Source organism: Natrialba asiatica DSM 12278, from assembly GCF_000337555.1.
Taxonomy (GTDB): Archaea; Halobacteriota; Halobacteria; order Halobacteriales; family Natrialbaceae; genus Natrialba; species Natrialba asiatica.
Genome location: NZ_AOIO01000031.1, coordinates 64,497 through 83,962 on the forward strand (window position 1 = coordinate 64,497; position 19,466 = coordinate 83,962).

General features: G+C 63.5%; 16 protein-coding genes. 10 read left to right on the top strand and 6 right to left on the bottom strand.

Going from position 1 to position 19,466, the window contains the following annotated elements:
* Nucleotides 1-177: 177 nt before the first annotated feature.
* The 3 genes from C481_RS13565 to C481_RS13575 all read right to left on the bottom strand — a co-directional run bounded on the left by C481_RS13565 (nt 178) and on the right by C481_RS13575 (nt 4,182).
* On the bottom strand, nt 178-1,113 hold the full coding sequence (locus tag C481_RS13565) for a thiamine pyrophosphate-dependent enzyme (RefSeq protein ID WP_006109803.1): 936 nt from the start codon (nt 1,111-1,113) through the stop codon (nt 178-180).
* Between the two features lie 3 nt (nt 1,114-1,116).
* Nucleotides 1,117-3,021 (bottom strand): 2-oxoacid:acceptor oxidoreductase subunit alpha, encoded by a 1,905-nt coding sequence (locus tag C481_RS13570; protein WP_006109804.1) that lies wholly within the window; start codon nt 3,019-3,021, stop codon nt 1,117-1,119.
* Nucleotides 3,022-3,402: 381 nt separating this feature from the next.
* Nucleotides 3,403-4,182 carry a PHP domain-containing protein gene (locus tag C481_RS13575; protein WP_006109805.1) on the bottom strand — a complete coding sequence of 260 codons (780 nt, stop codon included), beginning with the start codon at nt 4,180-4,182 and terminating at the stop codon, nt 3,403-3,405.
* A 119-nt stretch (nt 4,183-4,301) separates the two neighbouring features.
* Here C481_RS13575 and C481_RS21745 point away from each other — a divergent pair, with 119 nt between their 5' ends.
* Together C481_RS21745 and C481_RS13580 are read left to right on the top strand one after the other, a co-directional pair.
* Nucleotides 4,302-4,775: a hypothetical protein gene (locus C481_RS21745; RefSeq protein ID WP_152422181.1), complete on the top strand. Its 474-nt coding sequence runs from the start codon at nt 4,302-4,304 to the stop codon at nt 4,773-4,775.
* A gap of 204 nt (nt 4,776-4,979) precedes the next feature.
* Entirely contained in the window at nt 4,980-5,543 is a 564-nt protein-coding gene (locus C481_RS13580; protein WP_006109806.1) for an SHOCT domain-containing protein, read from the top strand.
* A 40-nt stretch (nt 5,544-5,583) separates the two neighbouring features.
* On the opposite strand, the gene aroC is transcribed toward C481_RS13580, so the two are convergent.
* Nucleotides 5,584-6,735: a chorismate synthase gene (gene aroC / locus C481_RS13585; protein ID WP_006109807.1), complete on the bottom strand. Its 1,152-nt coding sequence runs from the start codon at nt 6,733-6,735 to the stop codon at nt 5,584-5,586.
* A gap of 218 nt (nt 6,736-6,953) precedes the next feature.
* Here aroC and C481_RS13590 point away from each other — a divergent pair, with 218 nt between their 5' ends.
* Both C481_RS13590 and C481_RS13595 read left to right on the top strand, forming a co-directional pair.
* The gene (locus C481_RS13590; protein WP_049904661.1) at nt 6,954-8,459 is read left to right on the top strand and encodes an ATPase domain-containing protein; all 1,506 of its coding nucleotides are present in this window, start codon (nt 6,954-6,956) and stop codon (nt 8,457-8,459) included.
* Between the two features lie 110 nt (nt 8,460-8,569).
* Entirely contained in the window at nt 8,570-10,669 is a 2,100-nt protein-coding gene (locus C481_RS13595) for an ATP-binding protein (protein ID WP_006109809.1), read from the top strand.
* Nucleotides 10,670-10,944: 275 nt separating this feature from the next.
* On the opposite strand, the gene aroA is transcribed toward C481_RS13595, so the two are convergent.
* Both aroA and C481_RS13605 read right to left on the bottom strand, forming a co-directional pair.
* Nucleotides 10,945-12,234, bottom strand: a complete 1,290-nt coding sequence (aroA, locus tag C481_RS13600) for a 3-phosphoshikimate 1-carboxyvinyltransferase (RefSeq protein ID WP_006109810.1) — start codon at nt 12,232-12,234, stop codon at nt 10,945-10,947.
* Between the two features lie 88 nt (nt 12,235-12,322).
* Nucleotides 12,323-13,564 (bottom strand): LolA family protein, encoded by a 1,242-nt coding sequence (locus tag C481_RS13605; protein WP_006109811.1) that lies wholly within the window; start codon nt 13,562-13,564, stop codon nt 12,323-12,325.
* Nucleotides 13,565-13,763: 199 nt separating this feature from the next.
* On the opposite strand from C481_RS13605, the gene C481_RS13610 reads away from it, so the two are divergent.
* The 6 genes from C481_RS13610 to C481_RS21280 all read left to right on the top strand — a co-directional run bounded on the left by C481_RS13610 (nt 13,764) and on the right by C481_RS21280 (nt 19,443).
* The gene (locus C481_RS13610; protein WP_006109812.1) at nt 13,764-14,951 is read left to right on the top strand and encodes a M24 family metallopeptidase; all 1,188 of its coding nucleotides are present in this window, start codon (nt 13,764-13,766) and stop codon (nt 14,949-14,951) included.
* Between the two features lie 104 nt (nt 14,952-15,055).
* Nucleotides 15,056-15,937 (top strand): prephenate dehydrogenase/arogenate dehydrogenase family protein, encoded by an 882-nt coding sequence (locus C481_RS13615; protein WP_006109813.1) that lies wholly within the window; start codon nt 15,056-15,058, stop codon nt 15,935-15,937.
* Complete coding sequence (locus tag C481_RS13620) at nt 15,934-17,493, top strand: small ribosomal subunit Rsm22 family protein (RefSeq protein ID WP_006109814.1); 1,560 nt, start codon at nt 15,934-15,936, stop codon at nt 17,491-17,493. Before C481_RS13615 ends, C481_RS13620 begins: the two co-directional genes overlap by 4 nt.
* 87 nt (nt 17,494-17,580) lie before the next feature.
* A complete protein-coding gene (gene surE / locus C481_RS13625; protein WP_006109815.1) occupies nt 17,581-18,399 on the top strand; it encodes a 5'/3'-nucleotidase SurE in 819 nt (272 codons plus the stop codon).
* A 253-nt stretch (nt 18,400-18,652) separates the two neighbouring features.
* On the top strand, nt 18,653-19,051 hold the full coding sequence (locus C481_RS13630) for a helix-turn-helix transcriptional regulator (RefSeq protein ID WP_006109816.1): 399 nt from the start codon (nt 18,653-18,655) through the stop codon (nt 19,049-19,051).
* Nucleotides 19,052-19,296: 245 nt separating this feature from the next.
* Nucleotides 19,297-19,443 (top strand): DUF1328 domain-containing protein, encoded by a 147-nt coding sequence (locus C481_RS21280; protein ID WP_006109817.1) that lies wholly within the window; start codon nt 19,297-19,299, stop codon nt 19,441-19,443.
* Nucleotides 19,444-19,466 lie beyond the last annotated feature (23 nt).

Sequence of the window (19,466 nt, forward strand, 5' to 3'; positions counted from 1 at the left end):
GATCGGTTGTCAGTAGCAGTACAGCGATTGCACGCACTCGTCGGTTGCGATCGGCTGGACGAGCCCGCGGCTGCTCAGTCGTTGCGTCGGCGTCGATCCGGTCGTGAGTATAGGTGTAGGTGTGAGTGTAAGTCGCGCGTAAAAATCGGAATGCGGCGAATCGCGTCGGTCCTCGCGTTACCTGTGACGGTCGAGGAGGTCGTAGCTGCGCTCCCACTCGGCGTCGTCGTCGAAGTAGCGCTCCGCGAGCGGCTGGTCGGGCATCTCGCCGACCGCCTTTTTCTCCTGGGAGTACGACTGTCGGTCCTCGTCGACGTAGTATCGGCCCGTCAGGACCGTTCCTTCGTTGAGGACGTCCTCCGTCTCGCGCATCATCTCGGCGGCTTCCGACCGGTCGGTGGTGTCGAAGTCGTAATCCTCGGACTCCTGGACGTCGATGTAGGGGACGTACTGGCGCGCGTCCTTGTTCCAGGTCGGACACTGCGTGAGGAAGTCGATGTGGGCGAATCCGTCGTGCTCGATCGCTTCCTTGATGATCTCTTTGGCCTGGTTCGGGTTGACCGCGGCCGTGCGGGCGACGTAGCTCGCACCGGCGTTCAGCGACATCGACAGCGGGCGAAGCGGCGTCTTTGCGCTCCCGGATGGCTGGGTCTTCGACTTGTGGCCCTTGGGGCTGGTCGGGGAGGTCTGGCCCTTCGTCAGCCCGAAGATCTCGTTGTTGAACACGATATAGGTCATGTCGTGGTTCTCTCGGGCCGAGTGGATGAAGTGGTTGCCGCCGATCCCGTAGCCGTCGCCGTCGCCGCCGGCGGCGATGACTTCGAGTTCGGGATTGGCGAGTTTGGCGGCCCGCGCGACGGGCAGCGCACGGCCGTGGATCGTGTGGAAACCGTACGTATCGAGGTAGCTGTTCAGTTTGCCGGAACAGCCGATCCCGGTGACGGTTAGCACTTCCTCGGGTGTCTTACCGGCTTCCGGGAGGGCTTGCTTCAGCGCTTTGAGGACGCCGAAGTCGCCACAGCCCGGACACCAGGTCGGCTGCGGTTCGATACCGGGCGTGTACTCGTCCCGGTCGATCTCTCGTTCGTCTCCGATTGCGTTGAAAGCACTCATTGGTTAGTCACCTGCAGCGGGTTCGATTCGTACCTGTGCAGTCGGTTCGCGGTCCTCGTCGGCGAGGTTAACCTCGTATCCCTCGACGATCTCCGCTGGTTCGAACGGGTTGCCGTTGTACTTGAGCAGGCTCGTGAGTTTCTCGCCGAAGCGGCCGAGTTCCTTCTGGAGCAGGCCGCGGAACTGGGCGGTGGCGTTCATCTCGACGACCATCGCCTCGTCGACGCTCTCGACGAACTCGGTTACTTCCCGCTCCGGGAACGGCACCATGTCGGAGACGCTGAGGCCCTTGACGGAGTGGCCGTTCGCGTTCAGCCGCTCGATGGCTTCCTCGACGGCTCCCTGGCTCGACCCCCACGTGATGATCCCGTACTCGGCGTCGTCCTCGCCGAAGTAGGTCTGGGTGGACTCGCGTTCCTCGTCGAGTTCGGTACGGATGGACTCGAGTTTCTCGAGGCGGCGGTCCATCTGGTGGACGCGGTTATCGGGGTCCTCGCTGATGTGCCCGACCGGGTTGTGCTCGTTCCCGGTCGCGAGGTAGCGCCCGTCCTTCTGGCCGGGCAGCGAGCGCGGTGCGACGCCGTTCTCGGCGTCCTCGTGGTTGAACCGCTTGAACTTCCCGGAGTTGTCGTGTGCGGCCTCCCGAAGTTCCTCCTCGGTCAGCGTCGACCCCAGGTCCGGCGACGGCTCGCGGTCGAAGAACTCGACGTCGACGTTGGTGTTCTCGCCGGAGAGCTTCTGGTCGTAGACGATGATCGTCGGGATCTGGTAGTCCCAGGCGATGTCGAAGGCCAGTCGCGTCTGCTCGTAGGCCTCCTCGATGCTCCCGGGTGCGAAGACGACGCGCTGGGAGTCGCCCTGACTGGTGTAGAGGACGTGCTCTAAGTCGCCCTGTTCGGGCTTGGTCGGCATCCCGGTCGACGGACCGGCGCGCATGGCCTCGATCAGGACGAGCGGCGTCTCGGTCATCTCGGCGAGACCGAGCGGTTCGCTCATCAGCGCGAAGCCGCCGCCGGAGGAGCCGGACATGGCCTTCACGCCGGCGTGGCTCGCGCCGACCGCGAGGGCCGCGGCGGCGATTTCGTCTTCGACCTGCTCGGAGATTCCGCCCATGTCGGGGAAGTTCTGGCTGAGGATGGTGAACACGTCCGTCCACGGCGTCATCGGGTAGCCGCTGATGAACCGACAGCCGGCGTCGATGGCACCGTAGGCGATCGCGTTCGAGCCCGAGAGCAGCGCCTGCTCGGCGTCGTGTTCGCCCGTGGGTGCTCGAAGGTCGTGGTTGAACTCGTACTCCTCGTTGACGCTGTCGTAGGCCTCGTGGAGGATCTCGATGTTCGCTTCGAGCACGTCGCCGCCCATGGCGTCTTCCATGAGGTCCTCGATGTGCTCGAGTTCCATGTCGAGCAGTGCGGCGGTCGCGCCGACGCCGGCGGTGTTGCGCATGACCTCGCGGCCGTGTTCCTTGGCGAGCCCGCGCAGGTCGAGCGGGTAGACGTGCCAGTCGTTCTCCTCGGCGCGTTCCTCGAGGTCGAGGGCCTCGACATCGTCCTCGCTGACGAGGCCTTCGTCGTAGATGATGACCCCGCCCTCGCGGAGGTCGTCAAGGTTCTCCGAGAGCGGCTTGATCTCCTCGTTGCCGTAGTAGGCTTCTTCCTGCGGGTTACGGGCGAACGAGTCCCCCAGTGCGAGCAGGAAGTTGTAGCCGTCCCCGCGTGACTGTACCTCGTGTGCTGCGGCCCGGATCTCGACGTAGGTGTGGCCGCCACGGATTCGCGATGGGTAGTGGCGGTGTGTGAATACGTTGAGCCCCGAACGCATCAGCGCTTTCGCGAAGTTCTGGCTCGTCGAGTCGATTCCGTCGCCGGAACCCCCTGCGATTCGCCAGATAAGTTCGTCGTCGCTCATAGCTAAATCAGTGGCCGGTGGGCCAACCGTAGCGGAGATTTGCCCCACTTACCCTAAAGCCTTTGCTATAGATTAACAAGGATCTATCGTTAAGAATGCGTGCTCGACGGACGATCTCTTACTAACAATAATTACTGTAGTGGCAAAAACGTACAGAAATGTCCATCTTTTCGACTACACCAACCACTCGAATGTGCGTGAAAACCGATAGTCACCAGCACCGAAACGAACGCGTTCGACTCCATCCGCTCGGGTGTTTTTTGCGTCTCAAGTACCGAATATCGAGTTCTTTTGTCGGCGTTTTCACTCCAGTCGCGCTGACTCATCTCGACCGACCTAGTCTTTCAGATAGTTCGACGCGAGCGTCGGCCTCCCGTTCCATCACTCTCGAAGGGCGGCCGGTTCGACGAGTTCGAGTTCAGACTCCGCGATGAACTCCTCGAGGAACGCGGCCCGATCGCCGATCTCGGCCGGCTGGTGCGAATCCGTCCCGACCGTGATCGGAACGTCGAACTCGCGCAGCGTTCGGCTGAACTCGGGCGCGGGATGGACGATTTCAGCGTCGGTCAGCGCGCGGCCCGCGTTCAGTTCCGGAATCGTTCGCGAGTTCGCAAACGCCCGTGCGACCTGCCGGTAGTGGTCCGTCGTCGCCCGGCCGCGCAGCGGCGGCGTGCGTTCGACCAGGTCGACGTGGGCGGCGATGTCGAACAGTTCCGACTCGATCAGCGAAACGAGGGTCTCGAAGTACTCGTCGACGACGGCGTTCAGTTCGTCGGCGGGCAGGTCGTCGAACAGCGACGGCACCTGGACGTTCTTGCCGGCGACCGCGTGCACGCTCCCGAGGCTGTAGTCGAAGTCGGCCTCGGCGAGAAACGCCTCGATAGCGGCCTCGTCGCGCGGGTCGTAGTCCATCTCGACCGCGTCGTAGACCGGGATCGACGCCGTTTCGCGAACGCGCTCGATCGCCTGCCGCCGCCGCTCGTAGGTCAGATCGAGGTTGAACCCGTGGAGGTTTCGCATCGCCGCCGCGGATTCTCGCTCGGCGACGTTGCAGTGATCGGCGATGCCGATGCCCTCGAGCGGGGTCTCGTCGGCGGCGCGGACCATTCGCCTGAGAAAGCTTCCGTCCGAGTAATTCGAGTGGACGTGAAGGTCCTTCATACGTGGTCCACGCAGGACGTCGGGTTAGGTGTTGTGCCCGGTATCAGCGAACGGTTCACATACCACGTCTGTGACTGCCCGATAAACGGTAAGTACGGGCGACTCACGGGACGGCCAATATGACAATCATTGATATTATCCCAAAGGTATTCATTACCAAATTTGAAGAGACTAATATGAAACGACGACAGGTTCTTCGTTTTGCTGGAGGCTGGGGAATCGGTCTAACAGCGGGTTGTTCATCCGATGACCGTGAGGAATATGCGACGATGCAGGAGTTCAGTTTCGTAAATCCGCACTCTACTCCTGTATCAGTAGAGTCACGGATAGAACGAACAGATACCAATGAAGTCGTTCACACTGTGACTCGTGAACTGACAGTAGACCCTGATTGGATTATCCTCGATTGCGTCTGGCCAGATGCGCCCTTGACAGTAATGGCCCGTCCTGAAGATGGAGAATGGAAGAGTTTCGATACGAAAGACAAGGACGGCTGTGTAAGTGTCATAGCCGAAGTGCGTGAACAGAGAGCGTCATTTTTCGTGCATAACGCTGAGTGCCCAATTGATGACCCGAGTTGCCATACTGATTAAGCGCACCTACTTATCGGACGATTCACTGTTGGTGTGGATATAATTAACGCTGTAGGAAGAGTTCTATAACACCGTCGATGTGCCCGGTATCTTATCCCGATCGGTGGCCGACGCGCGGGCATCTCGCCTGCTGCGCTCCGCTTGCGTCGCTCGTCGCCGTGTCGGACGGGACATTTACGTTCCTCTCGTACGAACGATCGACGGATGGTGTCCCGTCACTGGCTGTACTTCGGCGGTTTCGCGATCACCGGGCTGCTACTGGTTGGTACCGGTTTGCTGGGCCTTCTGGACGCCCTGTCGGTGATGGCCGGCGGCGCGTCCTACAGCGAGGAGTTCGCGGTGCTTGCGATGCTCGCCGAAGCCCGCGAGTGGGTCGTCCTAACGCTCGTCCTCGGCCTGCTCGCGACGGCGTTTCTCGCGGCGACCGTCGTCTCCGTCCTCCGACACGCGTCGCTCCCTCGCAGCGATCGACTGGTCGCCCTCGTCGAGCGACTCGAGTACCGGTATCCGGTACTGCGGCAGTTCGACGCCTCGCAGCGAGTCGAACCGACGACCGAAGACCGCAAACAACGGCTCAAAGAGCGGTACGTGGCGGGCGAAATCAGCGACGACGCGTTCGAACGCGAGATGGCGCAACTGATGGACGACGATTCTTCGGATGCGAACGCAAACACGACCACGAACGCGAACGCAAATTCGAACGTGAATGCCGATGCCAAGACGAACTCGGGGTCGAAATCCGCGACGTCAATCGATCTCGAGGATTGAGCGTGAGAGACGAAACACCGCCGGCGCGTGCGAGTGACGACTATTCGTTTCGCGGATTGCTCGGGTGGTAGTCCGTGTCGTACGCTCCGGGCTGGTCGTCGACGCGGTCGGGGTTCATCCGGCCCGACAGGAACATGAAGTCGACGAGCGTCAGCGCGAGCATCGCCTCGACGACCGGCACGCCCCGCGGCGGGAGGACGGGGTCGTGTCGGCCGATCACCTTCTCTTCTTTCAGTTCGCCCGTCTCCCAGTCCGCGGTCTGCTGGGACTTCGGAATCGAGGTCGGCGCGTGCAGCGTCACCTCGCCGTAGATCGGCTCTCCCGAACTGATGCCGCCTTGGATACCGCCGTGGTCGTTCTCCGCGGGCGTCGGATTCCCGTCCCCGTCGAACTCCCAATCGTCGTTTCGCTCCTTGCCGGTCCACTCCCGGGCCTCGCGGCCGAGCCCGAACTCGAACGCCGTCGTCGCCGGGACCGCCATCATCGCCTGACCGAGCCGCGCCGAAAGCGAGTCAAAGCGCGGCGCACCGAGCCCGACGGGGACGCCCTGGGCCTCGAAGTAGATGCTCCCGCCGATAGAGTCGCCTTCCTCCTGGTAGTCCGCGATCAACTCCTGCATCTCGTCGGCGGTCTCTGGGTGGGCACAGCGCACGTCGTTCTCCTCGCTATGCGCTTTGATCTCCTCGAAGCTCACCGCGGGTGCCTCGATGTCTCCGATCTGGTTGACGTGGGCCTTGAGTTCGATGCCCTCGCGCGCGAGCAGTTTCTTCGCGATGGCTCCCGCGGCGACCCAGTTGACGGTTTCGCGGGCCGAGGAGCGGCCGCCGCCGCCCCAGTTTCGCGTGCCGAACTTCGCCGAGTAGGTGAAATCGCCGTGACTCGGCCGCGGTGCGGTGATGAAGGGTTCGTACTTCCCCGAGCGGGCGTCCTTGTTCTGGATGACCAGGCCGATCGGCGTGCCGGTCGTGTAGCCGTCCTGGATGCCGGACTTGATCGAGACGTCGTCGGGTTCGCCGCGGCTGGTCGTGATCATCGACTGGCCGGGTTTTCGGCGATCCAAGTCCGCCTGGATGTCCTCCTCAGAGAGTTCGAGGCCGGCGGGGCAGCCGGAGATGGTACACCCCATCGCCTCGCCGTGGCTCTCGCCGAACGTGGTCACCTGAAAGAGCCGACCGAAACGGTTACCGTTCATTGTCGGCCCCTCGGAGACGCGGACACTTAGCCCTGCAGGATCCCTACGAATTTTCGCCGGCGACCGACTCGCCGCCGCTCCCCTGCCCCCGATGCAGAGTGAATACGATACGGTCTCGGCTCTCGAGAGCACCCGCAACGGGACGGCCGTTGGCCGCGGAGAGGAACGTTGCCCGCGAAGATAGAAAAACACAACAATGACGGGACCATTCAGGAGCTATGGAGAATACGGAGAGTCGTCTGTCGGAGGATGTACCCGGAGGCGATCGTCTCTCGACGGGAGTTAGGGGACTTGACAGTATTCTACACGGGGGACTTATCCCGGGACGAACGTATATGGTCCGCGGCCGGCCCGGGACCGGCAAGAGCGTTCTCGGGTTGCATTTTCTCACGGATGCCGCCACCGCCGGTGAGACCGAGACGCTGTATATCAATCTCGAGGAATCGGAGGCCGATATCCGTGAAAACGCCGACTCGCTCGGATTCGATCTGAGCAGTATCGAGTTCCTCGATCTGAGCCCCGATTCGGAGTTCTTCGTCAACGACCTCTCCTACGATATCTTCACCTCGGACGAGGTCGCGGAAGAATCGGTCACCGAAGAGATCACGGAACGGATCAGGGAAGCCGATCCCGACCGCGTCTTCGTCGATCCGCTCACGCAACTGCGCTATCTGTCGTCCGATAACTATCAGTTCCGGAAGCAGGTGCTCTCGTTCATGCAGTTTCTCAGCGAGCAAGGGACGACCGTATTATTCACCTCTCAGGACACGGAGGCGGAACCCGACGACGACCTGCAGTTCGTGAGCGATGGCATCTTCCACCTCAAGCAGTCGTCGGACGGTCGGACGATCGAGATTCCCAAGTTCCGCGGAACGGATTTCGAGAGCGGCGAGCACTCCTTTACGATCGAGCACGGTGGACTGACGGTCTATCCCAGCCTCGTCCCCCGCCAGCACGAAAAGGAGTTCCACGCGGAAACGATCTCTTCCGGCGTCCCGGAGTTAGACCAGCTACTGGACGGCGGCATAGAGCGCGGAACGGTCTCTATCGTGACGGGACCGACCGGCGTCGGAAAGACGACGACTGGGATTCAATTCATGAAGGAGGCCGCAGGAAGGGGCGAACGATCCGTGATCTATTCCTTCGAAGAAGGGAAGGGAACGCTCTTGCACCGGTGTGAGGCGATTAATATTCCGATTCACGAGATGCTCGACCAAGAGGCGCTCCAGATCGAAGAGATAGAGGGACTCCAACTCTCCGCCGACGAATTCGCTCATCGAGTGCGCGAACAGGTCGAACAGCAGCAGACGGAAATCGTGATGATCGACGGGGTCACGGGCTACCAGCTCGCCTTGCAGGGCGACGATCAGAGTCTCACCACCGAACTCCATTCGCTGTGTCGATACCTGAAAAACATGGGCGTGACCGTCATTCTCGTGAGCGAGACGAGAGATATTACCGGACCGTTCCAGATCACCGCGGAGGGTCTCAGTTATCTCGGAGATACGATTCTGTTCCTTCAACACCTCGAAGTTGACGGTCAGATGCACAAAGCGATCGGCGTGCTGAAAAAACGGACGAGCGACTTCGAGCGAGCGATGCGCGAGTTCCAGATCACCGATTACGGGGTACAGATCGGCGATCAGCTCACGGACCTGCGCGGCATACTGAGCGGGACCCCGGAATGGGACGAGTCCAAACAGGGGGACATCGGTGATACGTGATGCCCTCCGTCGCCATTTCTTCCCGCTGGCAACCGCGGCTCGATCGGCACCCGTCGATAACGGCTTGAGCGTACTCCCGCCGTGGAGAGCTACCCGCCAACCAACGAGACATGACAACTCAGGAAACTGACGATCGAGCGGCCGCCGGACCGTCAGCGACGCGCGATAGCGACGGGGTGAGTCGCATCCTCCTCCTCCTCGATCACGAGGAGAACCGTCGACTGCTCGCGAAGTGGCTGTCGTCCGAGTACCAGGTCGTGGAGACGGATCCCACGGAGGTGCTCGACGAACCGATCGATCTGTGCATCGTCGATTGGGCGTCGTTGCAGCGCTACGACGATGTGCTAGTGGATACCAAAGACGCCGTTCGACCGGTCTTTCTTCCCGCTCTCCTCGTCGTGTCGCAACGCGATTCGAGACAGCTCGGTTCGGACATCTGGAATCGGATCGACGCCGCATCCGGTGACATCGTCGACGAACTCATCACAACGCCGATACGGAAGGCCGAGTTCCGAGGGCGGATCGAGAACCTGTTACGGATGCGCCAGCAATCTCTGCGATTGAACGAACAAAAGGCGGAACTGGAAGCGATAGACCACATCAATACGGTCATCCGAAACATCACGCGGGCGCTCGTTCAAGCGTCGACGCGCGAGGAGATCGAGCAAACCGTCTGTAATCGCCTCGTCGAGGCCGAACCGTACCGGTTCGCCTGGATCGGCGAGCCCGATTCGGACGCGAAAAAGATCGAGCCGCTGGCGTGGGCTGGAGCCGCCGACGGGGAACTGGAGGACGGTATCGTCACGTCCGATAAGCGCGAGATCGGGCGGGGCCCGTGCGGAACGGCGGTACGCACGCGGGAGCTGCAGGTCGGTCGGAATCTCTCCGAGCAGTTGGACTCGGGACCGTGGAAAGCGCGCCTCACGGAAGCCGGACTCCGATCCGTCGCGAGTATTCCGCTCGTGTACGACGAGACGTTGTACGGTATCTTGAACGTCTACGCCGACCACGCGGACGCGTTCGATCCGGACGAGCGGGACCTCCTCGAGGAACTCGGCAGCACGATTCCGTATGCGATGCAGACGGTGATCGCGAAGGAGCGGTACCGCTCGTTCGTCGAGGATATTTTCGGAACCTCGGAGATAGGCGTCCGAATTCTCGATTCCTCGGGTACCGTCGCGTGGCTGAACGAGGCGTTCGAACAGTACTTCGGGGTCGACCGGGCAGACACGATCGGGCGGGATAACGCCCGGTTCGTTCGAAGCGATCTCAAGCAGCTCGTCGCGAACCCGGAACCGTTCGCCGAGATGGTTACGGCACCCTACGACGAGACCGCCGACGTCGAAACGTTCGAGTGCCGCGTCCCTCCCGACGACGATCGCGACGAACGCTATCTTCATCACCGCAGCCAGCCGATCGAATCGGGGCGCTATGCCGGCGGGCGCATCGAACTCTACTACGACATTACAGAGCGCAAGCGTGTCGAAGCCGAACTCGAGACCACGATCGAGAAACTGGAGCGGTCGAACGCCAACCTGGAGCAGTTCGCGTACGCCGCCTCCCACGATCTACAGGAACCGTTACGGATGGTATCGAGCTACGTCCAACTCCTCGAACGACGGTACGAAGACGAGCTGGACGAGGACGCACAGGAATTCATCGATTTCGCCGTCGACGGTGCGGAACGGATGAAAGAGATGATCGAGGATTTACTGGAATACTCGCGCGTCAACACGCGTAACAAGAAGTTCGAACCGACTGACTGCAACGTCGTCTTCGAGCAAGCGCTGACGAACCTCCAGATCCGGATCGAGGAGACCGACGCCGAGATCGCTGCCGGTTCGCTGCCGACCGTCAACGGCGATAAAACGCAACTACTCCAACTCTTTCAGAACCTGATTAGCAACGCGATCGAATACGCCGGCGACGAGCCGCCTCGTGTACACATCTCCGCCGAGAAGCGAGATACCGAGTGGCTGTTTTCGGTTCGGGATGAGGGGATCGGGATCGACCCGGACGACGCCGAAGAGATTTTCGGGATTTTCAATCAAGTCGGCGAGGGCGGAGGAGACACCGGAACCGGAATCGGACTGTCCGTCTGCCAGAAAATCGTCGACCGTCACAACGGCGATATCTGGGTCGAGTCAGAACCCGGGGCAGGCTCGACGTTCTTCTTTACAATCTCGGACAGTAACGAAAATAGCCTGTGAGCGGCCAGACGGTGCTAGTTTGGTTCGAAAAGCCATCGTCCGTCAGTATCGTCGGTAGACGTTTGTGTAGTCCCGAGCGGAGTCGGCGCGCCGAACTGAACCAAGCCAGACCGTCACAAGAGACTCGTCCTCTCTATCCGACCCGCCGGTTTTGACAGCTGCCGGAAAGATCGGCACTCACGTTGGTAACGGTTTCTCCAAACTCGTCGTTTGCTCACAACCGGACCGGAACGCGAGCACGAGGCCCACCCGGAGGGTTCTAGCCTACGGAGGTATTACCGCTCTCGTTCGATCGAAGCGCCCAGATCCGACAGCATCTCGAAGAAGCCGGGGAAGGAGACGTCGACGTGGTCAGCGCCGACGACGGTCGTCCCGCCCTCGGCGACGAGTCCCGCCAGCGCGAGCGCCATGATCACGCGGTGGTCGTTCCGGCCGTTGACGGTCCCACCGGTGAGTTCGGAGTCGCCGCCGTGGATCGTCAGCGAATCCTGCGTTTCGGTCGTTTCGACGCCGAGCGTACCGAGTTCGTCGGCCATCGCGCTGACGCGGTCGGTTTCTTTGTATCGGACGTGTTCGGCGTTCGTAAGCCGCGTTTCACCGTCGGCGACGGCCCCGAGCGTGGCGATCGTTGGGAGGAGGTCCGGCGTGTCCTCGACGGAGACCTCGATGCCCTCGAGTTCGCCGGCGGTTACGTCGATGGTGCCCGCGTCGCGGTCCCAGTCGACGGACGCGCCCATGCGGTCGACGATGTCGACGATGGCGGTGTCGCCCTGCGCGCTCGGCTGTGCACCGTCGATGCGGACGCCGTCTTCGCTCGCGATCGCGCCCGCAGCGAGCGGGTACGAGATCGACGAGAAGTCGCCGGGGACGGCGTACTCGCCGCCGGTCGCACTGTAGGTTTGGCCGCCGTCGACCGCGAACCCGAGCTCCGTCTTGCGGGCGTCGACGCCGAACGCTGCGAGTACCTCGAGCGTGATGTCGACGTAAGGGGCGGATTTGAGTTCGGTTTCGAGTTCGATTTCGAGTCCGTCCTCGGTGACCGCACCGGCGAGCAGCAGGGCCGTGATGTACTGGGAGGACACGTCGCCGGGGATCGACACGCGGCCGCCGGAGATGGGGCCGGTGACGACGAGCGGTGCCTGGCCGTTGCCGCGGGTGCTCGTCGCCTCGCCGCCGAGATCGGTGATAGCTTCGAGTAGCGGCCCCTGCGGTCGTGAGCGAAGCGATTCATCGCCGGTGAGCACCGACGCGCCATCGGCGAGGGCGGCCGTTGCGGTGACGAGGCGCATCGTGGTCCCGCTGTTGCCGCAGTCGATAACATCGGCGGGAACATCGGGGCGACCATCGAACCCCTCGATTTCGAGCGCCTCTCCGCGCCGGTTGACCGTCCCGCCGAAGCGTTCGACGGCACGCGCCGTCGCCTGGGTGTCAGCACTCCAGAGGGCATCCCGAACGGTCGTCTGATCGGCGTAGCCCGCAACGAGGATCGCCCGGTGCGTGTAGCTCTTCGAGGGCGGTGCCCGCGCGAGGCCCCGAACGCGCGAGGGCGTGATCGTGACGTTCATGCTCGGGGTGTCGGCCGGGCACCCTATACCGGTATCGGTCGCGCCAGTATCTGTCTCGCTGTCGACTCGAACCCTCGTTGTCTTCCGGTCACGAACAGCCGATGGACGCGGCGACGTCGACGAGCGGCTCCTCGACGGTCACGCTCGAGACCTCGTAGCTCAGGTCCGAACACGTCCAGAAGTAGCTATCGATCCGCCCACGCCGACGATAGGCTGTGTGGCCGTCGATTTCCGTCTCTTCGAGCAAATTCGGCTTGAACTGCTGATCCGTCCGCACGGCGACGGAAATTTCCTGATCGGGCCGATCCGAATCGACGTACCACAGCGTCGTCACCGGACCGGACTGGCGCACGTTGTCGACGACGGTCACGCGATCGAGTTCGTACGCGTCCGGCACGTCGGGATCGGGAATCTCGTACGGGACGGTCGTCGCGGCCGCCTCTCGCGACTCGTAGATCCCTTCCGGTTCGTCGCCGAGCGTGCCGACCTCCGCGTCTTCGGGCGGCTCGTAGACGAACGTATCCGGATCGAGTCCGTCGTTGATCGCGAGATCCTCGTAGGTCACCGTCAATCGGTGAAGGAGCGTCCCGTCCCCGTCGCGAACGACGTCCCGTTCTTTGATCGGATAGCTGAACTCGTCGTCGATCCAGACGGTTCGCGAGACGGCCAATTCCTCGCCGTCGAGTTCATCGTCGGTCGCCTCGGTTTCGTTTTCGCTTCCGTTCTCGCTTCCGTTTTTGCTTTCGGCAGGAGCATCGGTATCTGACGATCCCCCCAGTGGGATTCGATAGACCGTCTCGCCGACGAGGAGTTCGATCGCGCGACCGTCGGCGTCGTCGGATAGCCCGGTCCCCGTTGGTACCGCGTCGATGCGATGTGTTTCGCGGCCGTCGACGGTGTCGGTCCCGTCGTACGTGAGTTCGTAGTCCTCGAGCAGGTCCTTGAGAACGAGTCGCGGGCCGTCGGCGACGACTTTGTTCGGATGGTAGCGTTTCCAGACGAAGTTCTCCTCGGGGTAGTAGTCCCAGGAGATTTCGCGATTCGTGACCGAAACCGTCCCCGCCGGCGGGTCGCCGTCGTCGGAGCGCAGGACGGTTCGGCGTTTTTCGGCCGGGGGCCGTCGGGAGATGGATTCGGTCTGCGTCGTCGTTTCCGCCGGTGTTTCGGCCGTCAGGTGCCGCCGAGCCTGGAGGTCGGTCAGCTCGAGACGGGTCTCGATCGCGGCTTCGACGAGTTCCGAACCCGTTCGGTCCTCGTTCGGCTCCGCTGGCGTAAGACAGCCAGCAAGCGCGGTGAGCGTCCCCGTGGCGAGGAGTCGGCGGCGGCGCATACACGTGGCTTGGAATCGTCAGTGATAAGTCTATGGTTTCAACTGGTCGCGTAATGAATAGATCGCAACAATTGCCGCACCGAGCCGCGATGACGTCGCCCGCTGCGGGCGATTTCGATCCGGCCGGTTCGGCCGTCGAGCACCGGACGCCGACGCCGCGACCCTCGCCATTATGTGACCGCCGATCACACGTCGGGGCATGGACGACCCCGTCGATCTCACACCGCTTCGTGCGATGCTCGAACAACGCGACCTGGACGGCTATCTCATCGATGCCGACGGATCGAACTCGGACCAGCGGTACGTCTCCGGGTTCACCGCGCCGGACCCCTATCAGACGCTCGTTGCGCGCGATGGTGTCCATCTGCTCGTCTCCGGACTCGAGTTCGGTCGCGCGCAGTCGGATTCGGCGGCGGATTCGGTTTCCCGGCTATCCGCGTACGATTACCACGAGCGTCGAGCCGAACACGGCCGGAACGAGGGGATGATCCGCACCCTCGCGGCCTTCCTGTCAGACCACAACGTCGACACCGTCGCCGTTCCACAGGAGTTCCCGACTGGAACTGCCGACGGGCTCCGCGAGCAGGGCGTGACCGTGACCGCCGAAACCGAAGGCGTTGTGCAGAAGATTCGGGCGACGAAGACGCCGTGGGAGGTGAACCAGATTCGAGCCACCCAGCGAGCGAACGAGGCGGCCATGGCGGCCGCCGAGACCCTCGTCGCGAGCGCGGACGTGGAGGACGGGGTTCTCGTCCGCGACGGCACGCCCCTCACCAGCGAGCGCGTCAAAGAGGAAATCGAGATCACGCTGCTTCGCCACGGCTGCGGGCTCGACGAGACGATCGTCGCCTGCGGGGCGGACGCGGCGGACCCGCACAACCGCGGCAGCGGTCACCTCGCGGCCGGCGAGTTCATCGTGATCGACATCTTCCCGCAGGACAAGGAGACGGGCTACGCCGGCGATATGACGCGCACCTTCGCGCGCGGCGACCCGGGCGAAGAGGCGAGACGGCGATACGCCGTCACCGAGGCGGCCTACGAGGCCGGTCTCGAGGCCGTCGAGGCAGGCGTCACCGGTGCCGCCGTCCACGACGCCGTCTGTGACGTGATCGAAGACGCCGGCTACGAAACCCTCCGCAGCGATCCCGACGCCGACACCGGATTCATCCACAGCACCGGCCACGGCGTCGGCCTCGACGTCCACGAGGAACCCCGCGTCTCGCCCAGCGGCGGTGAACTCGAACCCGGCCACGTCATCTCGATCGAACCGGGCATCTACGACCCCGCTGTCGGCGGCGTCCGCATCGAAGACCTCATCGTCGTCACCGAGGACGGCTACGAGAACCTCACCGACTACCGCGTCGCGCTCGACCCGACTACCGAGTAGCGCTACCGCGACGCGTTCAGCGGCGGCCGATCGGTTCGAAACGGCGGCGGCGGCGCGCTAATCGATCGAACGTCTTTTGCAACGGCGGCAGGTAGACCCCACCGATGGACGTACTGATCGTCGGCGCGGGTGCGATGGGGACCTGGTTCGGCAGCGCCATCGACGCCGACGTGACCTTCGCCGACCTCGATCACGACGCCGCAACTGCGGCAGCGGCGGCGACCGGCGGCAGCGCGACCGTCCTCGAAGACGGCACGGGCGCTGGTGTTGATGGCACCCCCGATGCAGACGAGGCCACCGATACCACCGATACCACCAACGCCGCCGGCGCTACCGACGCCTACGACGCCGTCTGCCTCGCCGTCCCGATGACACACATCACCGAGGCGATCGCCGCCCACGCCTCGCGGGCCGAGCGAGCCGTCGTCGACGTCTCGGGTGTGATGGCCGCCCCGATCGAGGCCATGCAGCGCCACGCACCCGACTGCGAGCGCGTCAGCCTCCACCCGCTGTTTGCGCCGGCCCGAGCCCCCGGCTCGATCGCCGTCGTTCGCGACGCCGACGGCCCGGCGACGACCGCGCTCCTCGACGCGCTCGCGGCCCGCGGCAACGAACTCGTCGAGACGACCGCGAGAGAGCACGACGACGCGATGGAAACGGTGCAAGCGATGACCCACGCGACCGTCCTCTCTTTCGCCCTCGCGGCCGAATCCGTCCCGGACGGCTTCGAGACGCCGATATACGAGCAGTTACGAACGCTCGCCGAGCACGTGACCGCCGGCACGCCCCGCGTCTACGCCGATATTCAGGCCACGTTCGAGGGAGCCGAGCAGGTCGCGGCGGCCGCCGGGGCAATCGCCGACGCGGACGCAACCGAACTCGAATCGCTCTACCGGGACGCCACGGCGCAGTGGCACGAGGACGCGACCGGACCGAGCGACGGGCAACCCGTCGCCGACAGCAAAGCGGAGGAGACCGACCGATGACCGACCAACGCGAGGCGATTCGCTCGAACGCGAAGTACCTGCGAAACGTCCGGCCGATCGATCCCGACGAGATCTGCGAGTACGTCGAGGGGAACCCACATCCGGCGGTCGTTCGCCAACATCTCCGCGAGGACGCACCCGCCCTCGGCCTGATCGAACGCGAAAACGGAACCTTCGTCCCCGTCTCGGACGATCCGGTCCGGCCGAACCGAGGGCCGGTTCGCGAGTTCCCCGAGCGCTACGCGCAGGCGCTTGAAAACTTCCTCGTCGATCGCTACGGCGTGAACTGGCACGCGGACGCCGCGGGCGACCTGCTGCGCTCGACGATCCGGCGATTCAAATCCCGGTATCTCGAGCGCCGGTCCGTCACCTACGACGACGACGTGGCGGCGGGCTACGCGATCTATCACCTGCCGGGGTACTACGCCGCGATCCAGTACGCGCTGGACGACCTGGCCGAACGCGGCCTCCTCGGCCGGAAGCTCCGCGTACTCGACGTCGGAGCCGGCGTCGGCGGCCCCGCGCTCGGCCTCTGTGAGTACCTCCCCGAGGACGCGCTCGTCGAGTACCACGCCGTCGAACCCAGCGCCGCCGCGGACGTCCTCGAGGCGCTACTCGCGGAGACGGGGCAAAACGTTCACGCGACCGTTCACCGGTCGCCGATCGAGGACGTCGATCCCGCAACACTCGGGTCGACCGACGGTACAACCGAGTTCGATCTCGTCCTCGCCTGCAACGTTCTCAACGAACTCACAGCGCCGACGGCCGTCGCTCGCTCGCTCCTCGACGCCCTCGCACCCGACGGCACGCTCCTCGCGCTGGCCCCCGCCGACAAGAACACGAGCACCTCCCTTCGAGAGACCGAACGTGAACTCGAGGACGAGCGGATTCGAGACCCGAGCGAGTTCAGCGCGCTCGAATCCGACGGGGACGACGCGGACGACGCGAACGGCGACGGCGGGACCGCCGACCGCCGCGGCCTCGGTCGCGTCACCGTCTACGGACCGACCGTCCGCCTCTGGCCGGGCGAGCGCCCGTCCGATCGCGGCTGGTCGTTCGACGTGCGCCCCGATCTCGCCGTGCCCGCGTTCCAGCGCCGACTGGACGAGGCGACGCCCGCGGACGACGCCGAGCACGCCCCCGGCGAGTTCGTCAACGTCGACGTGCAGTTTTCGCACTCGCTGTTGCGCTTGGACGGCACGCGCCGCATCGATATCGAACTCGAGACGGACGACTGGGCGAAGATGGCCGAGATGGAGCGCCACGTCACGAACCGGATCGACCTCGTCGCGGCGAAGTTGAGCCGCTCGCTGAGCGGGGCCGCCGAGTCCGAGTACGGCGAGAAACCGAATCCGCTGTTCAAGATCAGCGACGGCAGCGAGGCCGTCGACCACTACGCCGTCGTCACGTCCGAAACCTCGCTCAACCGGCCGTTGCTCGAGGCCGAGTACGGCGAGGTGTGCTCGTTCGAGCAGATTCTCGCGCTCTGGAACGACGACGAGGAGGCGTACAATCTGGTCGTCGACGAGGAGACGATCGTCGATCGGATCGGCTAACGTCGCGCTAGCAACGCCACTGGTGATCGAGACGAGGGAACTACCGAAACCAGAGTCCTTTTCGCTCCAGCCTCCAACAAAACCGCTATGAGCGACACCCTCGAGATCCTGCTCACCAACGACGACGGGATCGACAGCGTCGGCATTCGCGCGATCCACGACGCCCTCGTCGAGCACGCCAACGCGAACGTCACCGTCGTCGCGCCCGCAAGCGACCAGAGCGCCTGCGGCCGGTCGATCTCTCACGGCGGCGAAATCGGCCTCGTCGACCACGAGCTCGGCTACGCCGTCGAGGGAACTCCCGCCGACTGCGTCGTCGCCGGCCTCGCCGAACTCGGTCCCGACCCGGATCTCGTCGTTGCAGGCTGTAACAGAGGTGCCAACCTCGGCGAGTACGTCCTCGGCCGCTCGGGCACCATCAGTGCCGCCGTCGAAGCCGCCTTCTTCGACGTTCCCGCAATTGCCACGTCGATGTACGTCCCCGTCGACGAGACGCCGCTTCGCGAGATCGACCTCTCGACCGACGACTTCCGCGAGGCGCGCCGCGTCACGACCTACCTCGCCGAGTACGCCCTCGACGCCGGCGTCTTCGACCACGCGGCCTACCTCAACGTCAACGTCCCAACTCCCGGGAAGCGGCCGGCACCCATCGAAATCACGCGCCCCTCGAAACGCTACGAAATGGACGCCGAAGCCACCGATGGATCCGTCACGCTCCACGACCGCGTCTGGGAATCGATGGACCCCGAAACGATCCCCGACCCCGACGGAACCGACCGCCGCGCCGTCGCCGAGGGCCGCATCAGCATCTCCCCACTCACCGCCCCCCACTCGACCAACCACCACGAAACGCTCACTGAACTCGCGGAGACGTATCACGACCGCGTCGCGACTGCGGACGACTGAGAACAGTGTTGTTCGTGCACTCGCCAAGCGCTGTTCTGTCTTCTCGACCGGCTATCACAGTCGACTCGCTATCCTGTCTGGTACTCGAAGTGAACAGCGGACGACGACGACCCGGCGGCGGGGAACCGATCACGCCAGTCGTGAACGACACACATTCCTCCGGCTCGGGCAGAGCACAGATATATAACCGATAGGACAGAAGAGTATGCTACTGACGGATTTCCGCGACACACTGCCGTGAGGGTGATCGACAATGGTATTCAGCACACTCTGGGCTCGCCTCTCGTCGCTCTGGCAGGGGGACTCGGACGACGAGCGCTCGGCGAGTGAGTCCACGACGGGAACAACTGACGCATCGACAGACGAACGCGAGGACGAGACGTTGAGTTATGCCGAGGAGATCGAGTACGGCGTCGACGAACGCGACCTCCCCGACGAAGACAAGGTTCTCAGATTGCTGGTCAAGCGCGGTGGCCGGGTTGACGAATCGACCGTTCGCGAGGAAACCGGCTGGTCAGAGGACCGGCTCGAAGCGGTGATCGACAGTATGGAAGACGACAATCAGATCAGCGCGATCACGGTCGGCCGGAAACGCGTCATTTGTCGTCGCGGGTTCGAGCCGAAAGGATACCGGTCGCACCTCGGGGAATAACTCGAACCCGGGTTTGTCTGTAGTCGTTTTTGCGTTCTAGTTTCACCACCAGTCGAGTTCAAGCTGCGGAGTGATCGCGCTGCTGTACCAACGCTTGCGTCGATCGATCAGCCCACGAGAAAATACACAACGGAGACCACCCAGAACCGCGGAGCGAATCAACGAACGCGGTATCGGTTGGGCGGGCCCACACGTCGGCGTATGCATGCCAAATTCATATTCGCTGAACGGTCATCTATCCGACCATGCTAGAACTTGCACTCATGTTTTTCGTGATTGCAGTCATCGCGGGTGCGCTCGGCGCGACCGGTGTCGCCGGGCTCACGATGACGATCGCGAAGTGGCTCGTGATCGCGTTTCTCGTCCTCGCGGTTGTGTCGCTGCTGCTGTAACGAGCACAATAACCACCGCGTAA